This is a genomic window from Iodobacter sp. (assembly GCF_025352645.1).
Taxonomy (GTDB): domain Bacteria; phylum Pseudomonadota; class Gammaproteobacteria; order Burkholderiales; family Chitinibacteraceae; genus Iodobacter.
Genome location: NZ_JANXSO010000164.1, coordinates 1 through 16,896 on the forward strand (window position 1 = coordinate 1; position 16,896 = coordinate 16,896).

Consider the following 16,896-nt stretch of genomic DNA (forward strand, 5'->3'; position numbering starts at 1 on the left):
TCGCTATTTGGCAGAAATGCAGTATCGATTTAATCGGCGTTTTGATTTGTGCGCCCTAATTCCACGAATGCTACATGCATTACTCATAGCTAAGCCTTGCCCGCGTGGGAGATTAACTGAGCAAGAGACATAATCAGGAAACTTAATATATATTCTGCTGTTAGTCAGCGCTTTATTGCTTGTGCGTTTTCTTGTCATGATTTTCTTAACTGAACTTGCGGACGTTTAACTTCTGTAGGCATTGTAGCTAGAAGGCCATAGCGTTTTTGTAATAAAGCGCTATATACATCTTGATTAATAATGGGGCCTTTTGTATCGCAAGAAATATCAACCAATAAATGTTCTTTAAACCATTTTACTTGTGCTCCTTTTTGATGTTTACCAGTTAGCTCTACGAGTTCTTCTTTATTAATTCTGATGCTGCCCATTTTTTGGCTCCGGTATTGGCCCAACGAATTCAAAAGCCGCCATGCCATAAGTTAATCGTTTTGGATTAGCGATATACATAATTCCCCAGCGTTGTATTGGGTTTGATCGCCACCAATACCACCCGCTTTGATCAAGCTCTGTATGCCTTTTGCTATTACAATTTTCGGTTGGCTCTCTTTGGAGTGGGCTTTTAAACTTATCCATAATGTGTATGGCCTGCAATTTGTTTGGCTTTTAGTCGCCTGGCGTTTTGTTCTTGCCAGTCTTTGGCGCATTCACTGCAGCAAAACACGGCATCATTGGCGGCCTCTGCACTGCACCAGCGGCATTCGCCATTTGGGGGAGGTGTTTTGTCCTGGCTAAGCTTGGCATTTGCAAAATGATTGGCAATTGCATTACTGCGGATCATTTCAGCTACGTCACTAGCTCTGTCGATTGAATCACTCACTGACAAACTCCTTATTTAGGCGCCAGCTGGCCAAGCCTTGCCAAACTGTTTTTAACGCTAGGGTATCTGCTAAGGCGCGGTGGGCTTCGCTATTCCAAACGTGATTAAAGTGTTCTGCTGCAAAGCTTAGTTTTTGCCTTTTCCAGTTATTACGCTTTGAGTCCCATAAGCCGTTATATTCGGCAAAGCTTTCCATTGCGCATTCGATTTCTATGTATGTGCCAATACCTTGAATCATTGGCGGCATAAATGCCCAGTCATATGCCGCGTTGTAAATTACAACTTCATCTGTTGCATGCTCGACAATTAAATTTAAAATTATCCATTGCAACTCATCCATACTGGGGGCGTCGGCGACCATTTCCGGGCTAATCCCATGGATCGCCTGGGCTTCTGGCCACTCAGTTTTATTGAGTGGTTTAACCAGGGTATTGATCAAGACATTGCCATCTTCATCAACAATTGCGACTTCTAGGATTTCATCCTTACCGTCGCTGTTTAGCCCGGTTGTTTCGAGGTCAAGAAATAAAGTTTTCATGCGTTTTTCTCTTCCATTTCCATTTCGAACATAAATGCAGCATCAATCAGCGTATCAGCCGCGTGATCTTTCCCTGACAAGGCTTCAGATAAATGGATCAGTGCTGTAACGCGATTTGATGTATCAAGATAGCCAGACGCTTTTTTAATAATGGCGATTGCTTTTATTACGGCTTTTACTTGTTCTGAAGCGCCACAACCGGCTAATCGCTTAGCCATGCTTTCCATTGTTTCAATTTCCATTTTTATTTCCTTCCGTTATCAATAAGACGTGATTTACCAGCTGGCATCCATCAGCCAGGCCTCTGGCGCGTTTTTGTCTGCTACTGCGGTGATTTCTACTTCCCAATTGCTCTTACGCTCAAAAGGGCGGAACTCCATACGGCCAATGCTGTTCTTTACCCAAACACCATCAGGCACATAAGGCGGAATATCTTTTTTGTAGGCCGCATCTTCGATACGGAAAGCATCTGTAAGCCTCTGAATTTCGGCTTTATGTTCAGGGGTTGAACAGTTATTTACACAAGTCCAAGTGCTCGCGGCTTCGCCGCTGCGCTGAGAATCAACGGCCAAGTCAAAACCATAACCTGACTGATCCATCACCTTACCCAGTGACTTATCCGTGCCCCAGCTCACTTCCCATTCATGTAGTTTGGTCTGGACGCGCTCGATCACCTCGCCATTTGCCGCGCGGACGACCACTGCGGCAGCGATGCTGCGTGGCTCGCCGTATTTATTCAGCGGCTTCACCAGCTCACCGGTGATTTCATCGGGTACCAGCACATGCTCATAGCCAATCTTGTAGCCACTTTTTAAACGTTTAAACGCCTTGGCAAAGGCTGCCCAATCGCCCGCATCTGCGGCCGCATGAAACTCGTTCAGGATCAGCATGTTTTCCTGGGCAAAAAGATCAGCACGGCGCAGATTGCGCCAGATGGTCACCGGTGGCTGGCCCAGCGTTTGAAACTGGCGAATGCGGTTTACACTCGCCCAAGCGCGTACCAGCTCGGCAGCCATCGGCGCGGAATAGCCAGAGTCATAGTCAATATCCATATGCGCGCCATCGATGTTTTTGCACAGGTATTTGGCGATGTAGCCCACTGCGCTGCCCTTGCGTGGATCGATGTTTTCCACGGTAAAGCGGTGCTCATCTGCGCCCACTTCGTCGCCGTCTTCTTCCAGCGCTTTGGCTTTAAACAGCGCCAACATCAAATCAGCACGCTCTGGCTCGCACCACAGCAGCAAATGCCAGTGTGGTGTGCCGTCGGCGTGTGGCTCAACGACGCGAATACCAAACGGGGTTAAATTGCGGTGCTTCCATAGGGCGCGTAAATTAGCCCATACCTTGCACAAATATTGATGGGTATCGCGCGGCGATGGCTCGCCAAAGGCTTTATATTTCTTGCTGCAAGCGTGGTATTTGGAGGGAGCGGTTAAGGTAATAAAGTAGCTATTCATGCCCCACTCATTGCCCATTTCTTCCATGCCGCGCACGCGCGTCATCAGCTCTTTACGGCGCAATACCGGGTTAGAAACGCCACGCAGGCTTAAATCAGCAACTGATGCTTCATAGCCAATTTCATTGGTAGCAATTGCGTTTTGCAGTGCTTTTTGGTTGTTCTCATGGCGGATGCGGATGCGCAGCGCGGTTGCTGCTGTCACGTAAGGGTCATGCTGCTTACCTACATCGCCCAAACGGATATGCGCGTGCTCCACGGTAAATGTTACCGCCCGTTTTAGACGGCCACGCCACCATTTAGGGTCACACAGGCGTTTGCTTAACGCTTCCAGCTGTTCAGAGTCCATACCGCTTAAATCCAGCTCCAGCCCGTGATCGGCCGCAATATTAATCGCCTCCAACATAAAGAAAGGTCGCATAAGTGCGTCGTCCTTACGCCCTGCCTTGGCTTTACTCACTACGTCACCGCATAGTTGCGCCGCTTTCTTGGCGATATCGGCCAGCTCGATGTCATCACACTCGATAGGCAGCAGGCTGGCGCGTAATTTATTGGCAAACTTGCGTACAAAATCATTGGCGTTTGGCACTGCAGCCAGGCCAGCTGCTTTGCTTAATTTGCGCCATTTACTGCGCAAGCTGTGCTTTAGCTGATCGGGGATGCCGATGAGCATCTTTTCAACATTGGCCGCTTCCTGGCGCGCCTGTTGTGCGTGTATTTTTTGATGCCATTGGCTTTGGGCGATCATTACGCGGCCCTCCTGTCTTCGCCGCGCACCGCTTGCGCTGGGCGCAGAGCTTTCATCCGGGCGGCAGTATCAATATCAAAGCGCCGGTTCAGTTCGGCCAGCGCACCGCCGTTGCTGTTTAATAAATGCATCAGCGGGGCCATGCTTAAGTTGTCTATTTCTCTAAAGCCAATCGCCATCAACAGTGGTCTGATATCCGCGTTAAATTCCAAAACCTTGGCTTGTAATTGGGCGAGGATGGCGCGGTTATCCGCGCTTAAAGGGATATCCGCCTTCTTTTCCAACTTAGGGATGTTTTCCGCGTGCGCCGGTGCCCAAGTCGCTGGCGCTGAATGCTTAGCAAACGTACTTACCTGCGCCATCAGCGTTTCACGCACAGATAGCGTAATTTTTTCTGCATGGCAGCGTTTAGGGTCGGCGTGGTTAGCTGTTGCAACGGGGCTAAGTTGGGCAAGAGCGCTCATGGCTTAACTCCCAATCACTTGAAATTGGCTAATGCGATGCAGTTTGGACCAAGCGTCCACTAAGGCTTGATCTTGTGTTTCAAAGGTCTGCCGGTATTGGCCGGCCACTTTGAGCAAATAGCCCTCTGCTGGTGCGGCATCACACACGTTAAAAAGCCCATGCTTATCCACGACCAACGCCTTAAGCACCGCGCGGTGGAACAGCTCAATCATTTCCTCTGCATCTTTAGCTGGGCACCAAAGATACAGCGTCCAAACCGGGGTACCGCCAGCAGATGGGCGCACCAGCCGAATGCCTTGCACCGCGATATTTCGCTTTAGCCAGCTTCGGCAGGTGCGGGCAAAAATATTCTTTAGAAACTGCTGGGTGTTCCATGGCGATGGCGCACCAAATAACTCAAACTCCGGGTGATCCGGATAAAAGAACGGTGGCGCTTTCAGCTGCACGAAAAAACCCGCCAATCCTTCACTTACGGCGCATTGCTCCATTTCCCTCACCCACGCCACAAATAAGTCACGTTTTTTCGTGCGCTGTATCCTGGCTTTTATCTCGGCAATATTCATTTACGGCTCCAAAAGGCAAAGCGGTGCCCTTAAGCCCGTTTAAGGGCTTTTTCTGGGCGTGGATTTATGGGTTAGGGCTTAGAGCGTTAGGCTGAGCTGATCTTTAGCGCCATCATTGGCGGCAGCAGGGCGCTCAGCAAAGGTATGAATAGCCATATTGCGCGAAAGCACAATATCGAAATGCTCGGTAATTTCGCCGGTAAAGTAGCTGTGGCGACCACAGTTTCTGCATACCAGCTTGGCTTTTTTCAGCAGAGGGCCGAATTCTTCGCTGGTGCGAGTGGATGTCTTACCGCCACATGTAGGACAAAGAATCTCTAAAGCCATTATTACATCCCTCTGATACTATGTTTTTAAGCGCTTGCTTATGCTTGAAAGCAAATTGTTACTTGTGTAATGGTATTTCTTGCCTTACGCTTACTTCCATTACGTTTTATTGCTTGCTGGGTTCTTCTACATGAACGCCCATCGCTTTCATGCCTGCCAGCACATAAACCCGCGCCAGCGCACCCCATCCCATACATTCTTTTTCTGCCATGTACTTCAAGACGTCCACTTCATGCTTATACATACGCAAAGCAATTTGGTTTTTTTCTACACCTTTGGCTGTGATTTTGTAGCCGGTCTTTTTCATACTCTGATCTCATGTTACATGCGATAAAATGGGCCATAATGGCCGCTTCTAGAGGCGTACAAGTTTTATCCTAAAGCACAGCTAGCTTTGTTCAGAAAGCTGGTTTCTTGTCACCTCGTTACGTGACTGAATTGGATTATGTATCAATATATTGATACGTGCAAGGGTTTTATGGATCAAAAAATTGATATTGGTCTGCGAATTGCAGAAGAGAGAAACCGTCTTGGTATGAACCAAGCCGATTTTGGTCGATCTGGTGGAGTATCCAAAGGATCGCAATTACTCTATGAGAAAGGAAATGGCGCACCAAATACGGATTACTTGGCAGCTATTGCCAAAATTGGCGCTGATATCCAGTACATCATCATGGGGGGTCGCTCATCGTCTACCCCCGTTACCCCTAGTGACGGAGTTTTCGCTGATTTCTCCTTAGTGGAGTTAGGCCGCCCGCTGGATGAGCTGCGCCCTATTGGTGATCGCCTGCGTGAGTTACGCATGGAGCAAGGCTTATCGCAAGCCGATGTGGCAGCGCTGGCTGAGGAAGGCGGGGCCAAAGGCAGCACCCGCCACCTGCAAGCCATGTATGAAAACGCGCTGCAAATGCCAGATCAAGCCTATTTAACCGCCCTGGCCTTTGCGGGCTGGGATGTGTATTACATCGTCAACGGCGTGCGCAGCCCCAAGCCGCTGAAATTTCATGCGGGCATGAGCAGCCAGGAAAGCGATGATCTGCGTGTGAGTGATTACGTGCCTGAAGAACTCAAGCCGCTGTTTGATTCGTTTATTGATCTGTGGATGTGCCGCACGCTGGACCCGGCCATGCTGCAAACTTGGGTAAAAATGGCAGACCAGATGAACCCAAGAAAAACCCGAACCCCGGCACCGCTGCCCGCTGGGGAGCGAGTAGAAAAAGCCAATGCCGCGCTGCAACAGCATAAGCAAGAGCTGGCCGTATCGGGGCAAGCTGGCAAAATCGATATGGGGGTGTTTAGTCGCAAGCCCGGTAAATAACTTAGCGTATTGATAATTAAAGATAATTTCGGCCGCTTTATTAAGCGGCCATTTTTACGGGTGCTGTTAAGGATTTGCTAATGTTACACTTGTATTTTTGTATGGTTTGAGAAAGAAATGAAAAAGATTATTAAATGGGCTTGTTTTGGTTTTTTAGGTATTACCTTTCTAATTTTGTTTTTTTCTGCGTCGAGTAACTGGGGAAGGTTGCTTTTTGTCGCTGAGACTGCATGTGTGATTTTCGTTTACCGCAAACTGGTTCAGCATTGGGTTACTAAAGGGTGGTCTGCATTCGTTTCGCAATCTTCCAGTGTGACCATATGTTATGTGGTGTGGTGCATCGTTGGATCTTTTAATATAGGAAGCTCTTTAAAGTCAGATAAGCCTGCTGAGCAAGTGGCAAGTGCAAGTGAGGCCGCTGCGATTGCGCCATCAAATAGCCAGGCTAAAAAAGCTGATGATCATTATCTGGTCGGTGTAGCTAAGCCTTATACCGTGGCAAAAGATGATGATGGTCAAGACAACAGAAAAGCCAAGTTTCATATTGTGGCGCCTGATGCGATAAGCAAAGCAGACCGGGCTGCAACTGTAAAAAAAGCAGCCATGGAGCTTGCGCCCGGGAAGCTGGTCAAGGTTGTTTTTTTAGCGTTTGATCAATCTGGAGTTGGGTCTGGCAATAACTTGGCATCTGCCAATTATTTTGCAGATGGTTGTGGATTTTCTGGCCGTGAATGTGACGGGAAGGAATGGGAAATTCAGGCGACTGATTCACAAGTAAGCGCCGAACAGCTGACTATTTCGCGGGAATGGGAAAACAATAAAAAACGGTTTATTGATAAAACGGGCAATATTGATGAGCAGAAGCTAACTCGTTTTCTGGCCAAAAAACTAGGCACTACTCCTGAAAAAATAAGCCTGCCATTTATTAGCGAGCTAACGCCGATGAATGCTTATTCTTCAGCAGATGATGAAGCCGCAGCGAAGACTCGCATGGCAGAAAAAGCTAAAGCTCTTGAGGCTAGAAAAAAGTCGATTGAGGCCCAGTTTAGCCCGTGGGATGGTGCGCATCGTGGCCTTGAGCGCGTGATCAAAGAAAAAATGAATGATCCAAGCAGCTATGAACATAGCGCTACCCGATATTTTGATATGGGGGATTATTTAATTATAAATACCGAATATCGGGGTAAGAATTCTTACGGTGGCGTGGTAAAAGGATTCACTAAAGCTAAGGTAGGGTTAGATGGTGAGGTTATAGAGATTCTTGAGTCTCGCTAATGAAAGCAAAAACGGCGGCCAGATGGTCGCCGTTTTTGTTGGATGAGCAGGATCAGCCCACTTTGATTGTTATGGGCTTTTCTGCACGGATGAGCATTGACACGAGGGAGTCGATCGTAAATTTGTTGGTTTTTTTATTGACCACATCAGAGACTCTTGGCCTTGAAATATGAAGCTTTTTAGCCACATCCTCTTGTCTCAGCTGAGTGCTCTTAATCCATGACCCCAGCTCTATAATCAATTCTTCTTTAATTTTTAAAGTGGAATTGATTTGTGCGAGGGATTCGGCCTGATAACGCTGGGCATCATCAGCCGAAAAGCCAAGCTCTGCAAATAGGTTTGCGCTGGGCTGGGTGACATGTCTGATTTTAGTGTCGATATTACTCATGGCTTGTATTCCTTGCTTGTACGATGGCTCGGTATCGTGCCTCAGCGATGTCTTTATCTTTCTTTGATGTAGCTTCTGTTTTCTTTTGAAAGCAATGTAGTACATAAATTGCTTCATCAAACTTGGCAACGTACATGATGCGAAAGATTCCAGTAGCATCTTTGATTCTAATTTCCTTTGTTCCTCGGCCTACGGCATCAAAGGGCTTCCAGTCATCTGGTTCCAAGCCAGCTTGTACTTTTGAGAGCTGAAAGCCTGCTTCTTTGCGTGGGGCTTCTGGGAAGCTAATCAGGTCTTCACGTGAGGATCCTGACCAATGGATTGCTTTGTTTTCTCTCATGTATAAAATTGTATACATCTATTTTGTTTTGCACCATGTGAAATAGTATTTCGTGGTGTGCAAAAGACAAACGGCGGCCCAGATGGTCGCCGTTTGTCTTTCCGAAGCTGGAGAGTGTTTAAAATAACTCTGGGGTTATTGCTTTTGTTCTTTTTGGGGTTATAATAACCCTGTCAGCAAAGAGTAGAGGTCGTCATGACTAGCCAGGCACTCATTAAGATGCTGATAAGTGACGGTTGGTATGAAGTGGCAACGAGGGGAAGTCATCATCAGTTTAAGCACCCTACGAAGCTTGGTCGAGTAACAGTGCCTCACCCCAAAAAAGACCTGCCAATCGGAACCCTTAACAGTATCAAGAAGCAAGCCGGCCTGAAGTAAGGCCGGTTTTTTTCCTGATACACTTTTCTCGGATCAGATGGAGTACGGAAAATGTTGTATCCCATTGCAATTGAACCCGGTGATGATCAGCGCGCATTTGGTGTGATTGTCCCTGATTTAGTGGGTTGCTATTCTGCTGGCGATACTTTAGATGAAGCATTGAGTAATGCCAAAGAGGCAATTTCTCTACACTTGGAAGGTTTAGCAGAGGACGAAGAAGTGATCCCTGAAGCAAGCAGAGTGGATGCTTACTTTGGGAGCCCTGAGTACGCGGGCTTTGTATGGGGAATGGTAGAAATTGATGTTTCCCGTTACCTTGGAAAATCAGAAAAAATTAACGTCACATTACCTGGGCTATTAATTCATCGTATTGATGCTCGCACCAATAACCGGAGTGGCTGGCTTGCAGAGGCTGCCATTGAAAAGATGGCTCGTGAGCTTCACGCGGCGTAAGTCATCACGCTGGTTAAAAATAAAAAAGGCGGCCTTTATGGTCGCCTTTTTTTTGTTGATTGACTTTTTATACGTCAATGCCGTAGTATTGATGAATGCATACAATAATTGAAACGCCAACATTCTCCGCAGATGCAAATTTGCTGTGGATTGAGGAAGAGCGAGGTGCATTTTGCGCTTGGTTGGCAGCTTACCCTGAAGCTGGGGACGTTATTCCAAGTAGTGGCGGTTGCCGTAAAGTGCGTTGGGCCAGATCTGGTACGGGTAAAAGTGGTGGTGTTCGTGTGATTTACTTTACGCGTTTGCCCTGCGGCGAAATTTGGCTTTTGCTCATTTACGCAAAAAGCGTTCGCGGGAGTATTCCTGCTCATCTATTGAAGTCTATTCGGGAGGCTCTTGAAAATGACTAAAGCACTAGACCATGACGTAATGACGGGTGCAGAGCTAGGCGCTAAGCTTTTGCAATCGATCCGTGAAATGTCCGCCGGTAAAACGGCAAGGGTTACTCAGGTTACACCCAATGAGGTTGCGGCAGCCCGACTTAAAACGGGGCTTTCCCAATCTCAGTTTGCTGAGGCTCTGCATATTTCAGCGCGCACTCTTCAGGAGTGGGAGCAAGGCAGGCGCAAACCTTCTGGTGCTGCTGATGCATTAATTAAAATTGCAGCAAGGCATCCAGAGATCATTAGAGAATCATTAAGATAAAAAACGGCGGCCAGATGGTCGCCGTTTTGGGTTTATTCAGGAATATCCGCCGAGGGCGGTTTTTTTTCGTCTACCACATCCAGCAGCCGCATCATGCCTTCAATCATTGCTGTGGGTAGTTGATCATGTTTATCAAGTAGATCTAATCTGGCCAGTAGCGGTGCTAGTCTGTCACTGTGTTGCCAAATACCACTTGTTGCATTGCCTTTCATTTCACCTTCTCCCGTCGCAAGCCAATAGGGGTTCACCCCCAGCATTGTTGCTAGTTCGAAAGTTTTGCGCGAAGACGAATTTTTACCCTTTTCTAAATCGCTAAGGGTTTGCTGGGTCATGATATTTTTATCCTCAAGCATGCGGGCTAGCGTCTTTTGCTGCCAGCCTAGGGCTTCGCGTGCTTGGATAATTCGGGAGCCTATTTTCATACCCCCTTTTTATGATTCCTTGCGCCTCACGTCAAACAGTCAAACTTTTTTTAATATTAGTGTATTGCTTGTCCGGCTGTCGGTAAATATTTGAATGTTTAGTTTTTATTGCAGCTAAGTCTTTAGAATTACGCGCTTTTTGTTGGTTCAATGATCCGCTTACTACCTATTGTTACTTCCGATCGCATTGCTAGTTTGGATATTCCTGTTGCTGGTTTTGATAGCGAATCATCCTGCGTATGTCTCGCTGATATTTATGACGAGATTGGCGAACTACGTGCTGTTTACTTAAAAGTGACCATGCCCGATAAGACCATTCTTGCTGGTGATTTACTTCGCTGGCATTTAGCCGCGCCTATGAACATCCCGCAGCCTATTGAGGCTTTTCTATGTCAGGTACCGCTGGTGATGGTGGAGCAGCTTTACCCGCATATCCCGTGGCGCGAAGGATGGCAGCGGGATTTAATCCCTGGCTGGGCGACTACTCAATTGGTCAGCGCTGCGCCACCGATGCCGATCGTTCCACATGGTGACCCTGTCCTGCAGGCCGCGCTGCAAAAATGGCGCTGGCTTCTTCCAACGATGGCGTTGGACGAATGGGGTGAAAATATCGACGACAATATTAGTAATCTGATTGAGCTGGTTCAGCCTAATGGCTCACCTGATTTTGCAACCTTGGATGGTGGCAATTTTTTAGGAGGGGATTGTTGGACGCTGGAGTCAATCCGAGCGCTGTGGCCAAGCGCTAAAAGTGGCCGGCGGCGTAGTAAATTAGGCAAAGCGGCTTTTGGTGCAATGTTGCCTGAATACGCCTTAGAAAGAATGCTTGCCCGGGCTGCTCATCATGCGGCTGCTTTACAAGTTTGTGCGCCGTATCTGCATTTTTGGTTACCTGAAATGCTGGATGATGCAGAATTGGCGGAGTTAATCATGCAATGCTTATGCGCACGTAGCAATATGATCTGGCTTAGAACAAGGCTCGCTCATGCCTATTCGTAAAGATTTTGCCGAACGCTTATCGATGTTTGCACCTGAAGCAATTGATACCAGTGATTGGTGTGAAGGGTTTTATCTCACTATTTCTGTCCGGGGTATTCCATCCAGTGCAGAGCATGGCGCGCATGGCGTCGCGGTATTTATGCGTAAGCCTATTGCAGATACGCTATACCGGTTTGCAGACACTTCTGCGCTGGCTCCGCAATTTAGTGAAGCTACGATTGCTCAATGGCAAAGTTTGATTTTGCGCTGTAAGTGGGCTTTTGATCACGGCATTTTAGAATCCCCCGCACCTAATACCTTGATCTATTCAAGGCAGGTGTTGTGGCGGCACCCATCGCCAGACATTGCATTGCAAAGGGCGTGGACAAAACATGTGAATTTCTTGCTACCCCCATCGGTAAAAACACAAGAGCTGGGCGGCATTATCCAGCGGCCAGATTCCCCCGCAATGTCTGCAGTATTGGCAGATCTGCGGGCTGTGTTTGGCGCTCTATTGAATGAAAACCACGATAACAATATAACGACGCTTGAATACAGGGGGCGTGTGACTGCCGTGGTAGCAGCAAATGATCCTTTACTCGCTGCAGATGCGGTGACTGAGGCGGGTATTAGCCTGGCCATGCAAAGTGACCATCCTGCACAACTTTTAGTTTTGCTTGATCATGCCAATGAATTGAGCGCAGAGCTTGCGCATGCAATGGCTATGCTGCGTGAGCGCTGCGGAATTGATGCCAGCGTTTCTACGCCACAAAATGCGGTGGAGAAAGTTTCTAAGTGGCTGTATGGATAAATTATCCACAAAATTGTGAGTAGTTCTTAATTTTTAGCCAAGAAAATGGCGGCCAGATGGCCGCCTATTAGCTTGCTTAAATATCAGGCATTTATTCTTCGTCATCATCGGCCAGCTTCTCCAGCCTTACTTCCAACTCCAAAGAAGTCCCCAGTCCTGTTTCGCTCAAAGTGTGTGTCACTTTGCTGATAATCCATTCCGCATCATCAACCATCGGTTTAAAGCCACTAACCCTGGCTGGCATTTCTGGCATGAGGTCTGGGCGGCCACGAGCAAGGTTAATGCTAAATTCTGCAACACCCCGCTGAAGTTTGGCCCAATTAGATCGGGCTGCCCTTTCTGCCGTTGCCTTACTTGCATAGGTATGGCGCAGTATTTTTATATTTCCTTCAGGTGCTTTTTCGGTCTTGCCATTTTTGTCGTAGGTGACTGCGCCTTGTTTTGCACCCTTGGTGTTTTGATAGTTCGCTTTAACGGCAGTATAGTTTTCCCGATCAGCAATACTGATGCGGTGGCTGTCACCGCTGGATCGTGTGATTGTGATTGCAGGCATAGGCTTGCCGCTGACTGTTTCGCCGTGGCCGGTTGGCATAAATAAAAGATGCCCTTCTTTTACTGTGACAATGGCATCGAATTGATCGCCCAAACGGGTCAGCAGATTCATATCTGATTCATTCGTCTGGTCGATATGCGCTACGTTTTTTTTTGCGAGGGAGGGTGATATTTTTGATTTGAGTTTATTTTGTTTTGCGATTGTGGCGACAATATCGCCCAATACTTTGCCGTGAAAACTTCTTTCTCGTTTTAAATTTAGGCTGCCATTCATTTCTGCTGAGCGGCCACGTAAAGTGAGCTTATCTGGGCTGCCACTATGCTCTACTTCATCAATTTTGTAGCTACCTTTATTGATGAGCCCCGTTTCTTCCCATCCAATGGAGATGCTTAGCTCTGCTCCGCGCGGTGGGATTTCCAGCAAACCATCATGGTCTTGCAAAACTATATCAAGCTGGTCAGCTTCACCGCCGCGATTATCAGTAATTGTGAGAGATTCCAAACGATCATCTAAACGGCCAGTAATGTCTTTGCCATTTAGGTGAATAGCAAAGATCGGCTTTGGTTCTGTGTTGTGATAAATCATGCGGCTTCCATTCTCTGATCGAATTCCATTTCGTCCTCTTCTACTGCAGTGTCGTCATCATCAACACGCAATAGATTAAGCGTGTATTCAATACGGCGAGCTGTGCCATCCTGAAAAAACACCGAACGGGTGGTACTAAGCGATTCAACCACGAACATTCCGAGAATATCGCCCATGCCGGTAATTAGAGGCCAAGAAAGCCCTTCGTCCCCCATGATCCTGATCTGCTCAATGGCGGACTCTCCGCCCGTTAGCTCAGGAATCAACACGCCAGTCAGCGTGATTTTTTCATCTTCTGGCCCCGTGAACTGGTGGGCGGGGCGCTGGCCAACCCGATTGCCTGCTGGATGCCGCCATGCAAGCTGTTGTTGAAACTCTTGATAGGGCAAGTTTTTTTGCTCGAATACAAATTGGCCAAGGGCCAGCATCTTGGTTTCCATGGCTAATCCTTATCTGATAGGCGCGAGCGGCCTTTGGCTGCATTGGCGCGTTGAATTTTCTCAATTTCTGCTGCGACCATCTGGGCAATCTGCTTAGAGTCTTGCCCTGGCTGCTGATAGATTTGAATGGTGATCGGCGCTAATGCAACCGGCGCGGCCGCCGGGCGAGCGCTGGCAGAAATGGGCGGGCGCGTATCCATTGGTACGTTGGCCAAGGCTGGCAAGGTGGCGCCCAGAGTCAGGCCGCTGGTTGCTGCAAGTTGGCCGGTAAAACTGCGCATCCCATTTAGTGCATCAGACACGCTTGGCAGGTTAGGTAGTGGGAGATTGATCCTTTTAGCTTGCTCAATTAATGATTGAGCCATGCCATCAAGTGTGGCCAGCGGGGCGTTTTGGCCTTTCCCTAAGCCTTGATTAAAGCCTTCCATGGTAAAACCACCCAGCTCTGCAAAAACACGGCTGGGGCTATGGATTCCTAGTTTTTCTTTTACCCAATTTGTTGCTCCAGACCCGACAGAGGTAATCGTTTCTTTTAATGCACCCATTTTGGATGTAATGCCGCTAATTAATCCGTCGATCATTTGGCCCCCAATCGTCACAAATTGAGTAGGCAGGCTGAGCAGTTGCGCAACAATATTTCCAATGGCTGTGCCAAACCTAATCCCCATATTTTGCGCGGCATTTCCAGTATCGTTTACTGGTTGTAGCAAAGCTTTTATCCAGCCCCACAATCCTTGTGCTGCAGTAGAAATTAAGCTTAATGCTCCGCTGGCAATGCTCCCCATTACGCTAAAGATTGGCCCTAAAATTGGGATGCCGCTGAGTAGCTTTGCAAGACTTCCCCAATAATGGGTGCAGGCTTGCCAAAGTGCTTTAATTGCCGGTAAAGCTGCAGAGATTAATCCGCCAAAAAAACCAGTAAAAAATGCTTTAATTGGAGCCCAGTATTTGTAGAGCAGAACTCCAACACCGATCAGTGCTGCAATACCGCCGATAATCCAGCCGATTGGTGTAGCCATAATGACTGCGCCTAGCGTAGCGAACATGCCACTTAATGGCGCAAGCATAGCGCTGATGCGAATAATGCTCGTAAATAGCAAGGGCATCAGAGAGCGTCCAAGGGTTGCTATTCCACCGCTGAATTTACTGATTAAGCCTATGGGGCCAGTCAGGCCGATCCCTAGTGTGGACATACTTAACCTCACCATAGCCATTGGCCCAAGTATGGCGGCGAGGGCTAGGGTGACCGCTCCCATTACCAGCAGAAATACTGCTAAGGCCGCGGCGCCAATGATCAGCGCGCGGGCCAGTTGGGGGTGCTCGTTCATCCATGCTTTGGTAGCTTGGGTAATAGCGAGTATTTTTTCCAGCAGGCTGTTGTAGAGTGGCAGAACGTTTTCACCGACTGCCAGCTTCAGGTCTTCATAGCCTTTGTGTGCTGCTACTTCTTTACCTGCGGTACTTATTTTTGCTAAAGCGTTGAGCTGGTCAATTGTTGCTGAGCCTTCACTTAGTTTGGCACTTTTGTGAATTTGTTGTCGCTGTAGCACCATGGTGGTCATTAAGTTGGCGGCGGTACGATTGGTAAAAATGCTTGAAATAGTATCGTTGATCGCGCCTTGATCTGTAATTCCTTTCGCCTTTAATGCTGGCAATAGGGTATTTTCTAACCACTCCAAGGGGTTGGCTTTGAATGTTTCGCCATCTTTGAGCGCACCGGGCTTAATTCTCTTGAGTTGGCCAACCTTATCGTATTCAACATTCTTAGGATCGATCAGTCCCAAGCGTCCCATTTCCCTTGCGGCCCTTACGGTTGTTTTACCTTGATAGATATTGCTGTATGCGCTCATCAATCCGGTACCGACCTGATGACCACCCATTTCTTGGATGAGTGGTTCCATCATGTTGTAAAAGGATCGGCTGCTTAATTGCTTACCCGCTACACCACTGGTTTGGATAAAGTTTTTCCATTCTTCAGGCCCAACACGGCCACCTGTTGCAGCGATAACTTGCTGAATCCGGTTAGCTTCGCCCATAAAGGCTTCTTTGTTTTTTGTTCCTCCGCGCAGTTCAATTACCTTGAGCATATTAATAAATTGCTCTTCGTTTTTTGCGCCGTCTGCTGCGCCAAAAATAGCGGTATTTGCGAACTTCATTTTTGCTAGTTCTGGAGCCACCATCTCGGCATGATGCAGATCTGCAAAGACCGTCATGGCATCGCGCACTAAGGTGGCATTTTCTGTGGCGCTGGTGCCATAGGTTTTCATGGCCCGTGCATAGGCTTCGGCATCAGCATTGGTTTCTTTGGAAAAGCCTAAACCAGCGATGCGCTGCATTTCAGTATTGAAGTGTTTGGCCTCATTGATGGTCTGCATGATAGGCAATCCAACCGCGGTACCCACACCCATGGCCGCTGCCCCTGCTCCCGCAATTTTGTCGCGTGTTTGTATTTGGCGATCATAAGTGGCTCTAGCGGCACTAAGGCGTTGCTGTTGATGCCCTAGTTGTTCGAGTCGTTGACGCTGTTGCGCCAGAGTTCTGTTTGTGGCTTCGGTGCGTGTTCTCAGTTCCGCTTCAGCTTGGGCAAGCTGGCGAGTTGAAATTCCGGTATCTTGCAGCCTTTGGCGAGATTCGCTTAATGACCTACTTAGATTTTGGCGTTGCCCTCGGTTACGAGTTAGTGCCTGTTCATCTGCATGCAGAGCGGCACTATGACGTCTGGTGGCATATTGTGCACGCTGGTATTTAAGCTCAACTTTTTCTAATTCGGCAGTTAGCAGGGCAAGAGATCGTAACTGAGCATTTGATGGTTCAGGGGTTTTTTTTATCTCTTCGGATAGTCTTTTATAGCTTCTACGTGTGCCTTTAACTTCATCTGCAAGTTGCGCTTGCAGTGTCCTAGATTGTTTTACCCTTAATTCATTTACTTTAATGGAGTCTTTTAGCTCCCGCATTTGTTCGGTTGATTTCTTGGCTTGTTCACGTAGCTTGTTAAATCCATCTATTTTTAGTTGGGTACCATTAAGTTCTTTTAGTTTTTCACGTAGTACCTTTACTTCGCTTGATACTGCTTTACTTGCACTTGAAATACCTTTGAGCGGGGCGGTTACACGGTCAATTGCCGCTAAAATAACTTCTAGTTTTAATTTACTCATTCATCCGCCCCGTGTCTTTTTCTGGCCTCTTCGTGCCAATCCATTAATTCAGCTAATTCCATGCCTTGCATGGCCGACGGTGGCCAGTGGAACACCAGCGCAATATCGGCCATCACACTAT

24 protein-coding genes and 1 pseudogene are annotated in these 16,896 nt (G+C 47.7%); 9 read left to right on the forward strand and 16 right to left on the reverse strand.

Annotated features, from left to right (window positions below):
• Positions 1-133 (forward strand): annotated as a pseudogene (locus Q0R17_RS18020) (IS1595 family transposase); the annotation flags it as partial.
• Between the two features lie 61 nt (positions 134-194).
• Here Q0R17_RS18020 and Q0R17_RS18025 read toward each other — a convergent pair.
• From Q0R17_RS18025 to Q0R17_RS18065, 9 genes are all read right to left on the reverse strand, one after another.
• Positions 195-428 (reverse strand): DUF4224 domain-containing protein, encoded by a 234-nt coding sequence (locus tag Q0R17_RS18025; protein ID WP_293937584.1) that lies wholly within the window; start codon positions 426-428, stop codon positions 195-197.
• Between the two features lie 197 nt (positions 429-625).
• On the reverse strand, positions 626-877 hold the full coding sequence (locus Q0R17_RS18030; RefSeq protein WP_293937587.1) for a hypothetical protein: 252 nt from the start codon (positions 875-877) through the stop codon (positions 626-628).
• Positions 870-1,415, reverse strand: coding sequence for a 3'-5' exonuclease (locus tag Q0R17_RS18035; protein WP_293937590.1), 546 nt, complete (start codon positions 1,413-1,415; stop codon positions 870-872). The genes Q0R17_RS18030 and Q0R17_RS18035 overlap by 8 nt, the downstream gene beginning before the upstream one ends.
• Positions 1,412-1,657 carry a hypothetical protein gene (locus tag Q0R17_RS18040; protein WP_293937592.1) on the reverse strand — a complete coding sequence of 82 codons (246 nt, stop codon included), beginning with the start codon at positions 1,655-1,657 and terminating at the stop codon, positions 1,412-1,414. The genes Q0R17_RS18035 and Q0R17_RS18040 overlap by 4 nt, the downstream gene beginning before the upstream one ends.
• Before the next feature lie 33 nt (positions 1,658-1,690).
• Positions 1,691-3,619: a replication endonuclease gene (locus Q0R17_RS18045; RefSeq protein ID WP_293937595.1), complete on the reverse strand. Its 1,929-nt coding sequence runs from the start codon at positions 3,617-3,619 to the stop codon at positions 1,691-1,693.
• Positions 3,619-4,083: a hypothetical protein gene (locus Q0R17_RS18050; RefSeq protein WP_293937598.1), complete on the reverse strand. Its 465-nt coding sequence runs from the start codon at positions 4,081-4,083 to the stop codon at positions 3,619-3,621. Before Q0R17_RS18050 ends, Q0R17_RS18045 begins: the two co-directional genes overlap by 1 nt.
• A gap of 3 nt (positions 4,084-4,086) precedes the next feature.
• Positions 4,087-4,647, reverse strand: a complete 561-nt coding sequence (locus tag Q0R17_RS18055) for a replication endonuclease (protein ID WP_293937601.1) — start codon at positions 4,645-4,647, stop codon at positions 4,087-4,089.
• A 78-nt stretch (positions 4,648-4,725) separates the two neighbouring features.
• Positions 4,726-4,974, reverse strand: coding sequence for an ogr/Delta-like zinc finger family protein (locus Q0R17_RS18060; protein ID WP_293937604.1), 249 nt, complete (start codon positions 4,972-4,974; stop codon positions 4,726-4,728).
• Positions 4,975-5,080: 106 nt separating this feature from the next.
• Positions 5,081-5,281: a hypothetical protein gene (locus tag Q0R17_RS18065; protein ID WP_293937607.1), complete on the reverse strand. Its 201-nt coding sequence runs from the start codon at positions 5,279-5,281 to the stop codon at positions 5,081-5,083.
• Between the two features lie 171 nt (positions 5,282-5,452).
• Between Q0R17_RS18065 and Q0R17_RS18070 the strand changes: the two genes are divergently transcribed.
• Both Q0R17_RS18070 and Q0R17_RS18075 read left to right on the forward strand, forming a co-directional pair.
• Positions 5,453-6,292, forward strand: a complete 840-nt coding sequence (locus tag Q0R17_RS18070) for a helix-turn-helix domain-containing protein (RefSeq protein ID WP_293937610.1) — start codon at positions 5,453-5,455, stop codon at positions 6,290-6,292.
• Between the two features lie 117 nt (positions 6,293-6,409).
• Positions 6,410-7,567 (forward strand): DUF4875 domain-containing protein, encoded by a 1,158-nt coding sequence (locus Q0R17_RS18075; RefSeq protein WP_293937612.1) that lies wholly within the window; start codon positions 6,410-6,412, stop codon positions 7,565-7,567.
• Positions 7,568-7,619: 52 nt separating this feature from the next.
• Here the strand turns inward: Q0R17_RS18075 and Q0R17_RS18080 are convergent, their stop codons facing one another.
• Together Q0R17_RS18080 and Q0R17_RS18085 are read right to left on the reverse strand one after the other, a co-directional pair.
• The gene (locus tag Q0R17_RS18080) at positions 7,620-7,955 is read right to left on the reverse strand and encodes a helix-turn-helix domain-containing protein (protein ID WP_293937615.1); all 336 of its coding nucleotides are present in this window, start codon (positions 7,953-7,955) and stop codon (positions 7,620-7,622) included.
• Positions 7,948-8,313 carry a type II toxin-antitoxin system RelE/ParE family toxin gene (locus Q0R17_RS18085; RefSeq protein ID WP_293937618.1) on the reverse strand — a complete coding sequence of 122 codons (366 nt, stop codon included), beginning with the start codon at positions 8,311-8,313 and terminating at the stop codon, positions 7,948-7,950. Before Q0R17_RS18085 ends, Q0R17_RS18080 begins: the two co-directional genes overlap by 8 nt.
• Before the next feature lie 177 nt (positions 8,314-8,490).
• On the opposite strand from Q0R17_RS18085, the gene Q0R17_RS18090 reads away from it, so the two are divergent.
• The 4 genes from Q0R17_RS18090 to Q0R17_RS18105 all read left to right on the forward strand — a co-directional run bounded on the left by Q0R17_RS18090 (position 8,491) and on the right by Q0R17_RS18105 (position 9,831).
• Positions 8,491-8,673 (forward strand): type II toxin-antitoxin system HicA family toxin, encoded by a 183-nt coding sequence (locus Q0R17_RS18090; RefSeq protein ID WP_308446366.1) that lies wholly within the window; start codon positions 8,491-8,493, stop codon positions 8,671-8,673.
• A gap of 51 nt (positions 8,674-8,724) precedes the next feature.
• Positions 8,725-9,126 carry a type II toxin-antitoxin system HicB family antitoxin gene (locus tag Q0R17_RS18095; RefSeq protein WP_293937621.1) on the forward strand — a complete coding sequence of 134 codons (402 nt, stop codon included), beginning with the start codon at positions 8,725-8,727 and terminating at the stop codon, positions 9,124-9,126.
• A gap of 95 nt (positions 9,127-9,221) precedes the next feature.
• On the forward strand, positions 9,222-9,536 hold the full coding sequence (locus Q0R17_RS18100) for a DNA-binding protein (RefSeq protein ID WP_293937624.1): 315 nt from the start codon (positions 9,222-9,224) through the stop codon (positions 9,534-9,536).
• The gene (locus Q0R17_RS18105) at positions 9,529-9,831 is read left to right on the forward strand and encodes a DNA-binding transcriptional regulator (protein ID WP_293937626.1); all 303 of its coding nucleotides are present in this window, start codon (positions 9,529-9,531) and stop codon (positions 9,829-9,831) included. Before Q0R17_RS18100 ends, Q0R17_RS18105 begins: the two co-directional genes overlap by 8 nt.
• A gap of 32 nt (positions 9,832-9,863) precedes the next feature.
• On the opposite strand, the gene Q0R17_RS18110 is transcribed toward Q0R17_RS18105, so the two are convergent.
• Positions 9,864-10,253, reverse strand: coding sequence for a helix-turn-helix domain-containing protein (locus Q0R17_RS18110; protein WP_293937628.1), 390 nt, complete (start codon positions 10,251-10,253; stop codon positions 9,864-9,866).
• Between the two features lie 150 nt (positions 10,254-10,403).
• On the opposite strand from Q0R17_RS18110, the gene Q0R17_RS18115 reads away from it, so the two are divergent.
• Positions 10,404-11,252 (forward strand): hypothetical protein, encoded by an 849-nt coding sequence (locus tag Q0R17_RS18115; protein WP_293937632.1) that lies wholly within the window; start codon positions 10,404-10,406, stop codon positions 11,250-11,252.
• Complete coding sequence (locus Q0R17_RS18120) at positions 11,239-12,042, forward strand: hypothetical protein (RefSeq protein ID WP_293937635.1); 804 nt, start codon at positions 11,239-11,241, stop codon at positions 12,040-12,042. The genes Q0R17_RS18115 and Q0R17_RS18120 overlap by 14 nt, the downstream gene beginning before the upstream one ends.
• Positions 12,043-12,133: 91 nt before the next feature.
• Here the strand turns inward: Q0R17_RS18120 and Q0R17_RS18125 are convergent, their stop codons facing one another.
• Genes Q0R17_RS18125 through Q0R17_RS18140 form a run of 4 tightly spaced genes read right to left on the reverse strand, consistent with a single transcriptional unit; the run spans position 12,134 to position 16,888 of the window.
• Positions 12,134-13,180, reverse strand: a complete 1,047-nt coding sequence (locus Q0R17_RS18125; RefSeq protein ID WP_293937637.1) for a phage late control D family protein — start codon at positions 13,178-13,180, stop codon at positions 12,134-12,136.
• Positions 13,177-13,620, reverse strand: a complete 444-nt coding sequence (locus tag Q0R17_RS18130) for a phage tail protein (protein ID WP_293937639.1) — start codon at positions 13,618-13,620, stop codon at positions 13,177-13,179. Before Q0R17_RS18130 ends, Q0R17_RS18125 begins: the two co-directional genes overlap by 4 nt.
• A gap of 2 nt (positions 13,621-13,622) precedes the next feature.
• Positions 13,623-16,775 (reverse strand): hypothetical protein, encoded by a 3,153-nt coding sequence (locus Q0R17_RS18135; protein WP_293937641.1) that lies wholly within the window; start codon positions 16,773-16,775, stop codon positions 13,623-13,625.
• Positions 16,772-16,888: a GpE family phage tail protein gene (locus Q0R17_RS18140; protein ID WP_293937707.1), complete on the reverse strand. Its 117-nt coding sequence runs from the start codon at positions 16,886-16,888 to the stop codon at positions 16,772-16,774. The genes Q0R17_RS18135 and Q0R17_RS18140 overlap by 4 nt, the downstream gene beginning before the upstream one ends.
• Between the last annotated feature and the right edge of the window lie 8 nt (positions 16,889-16,896).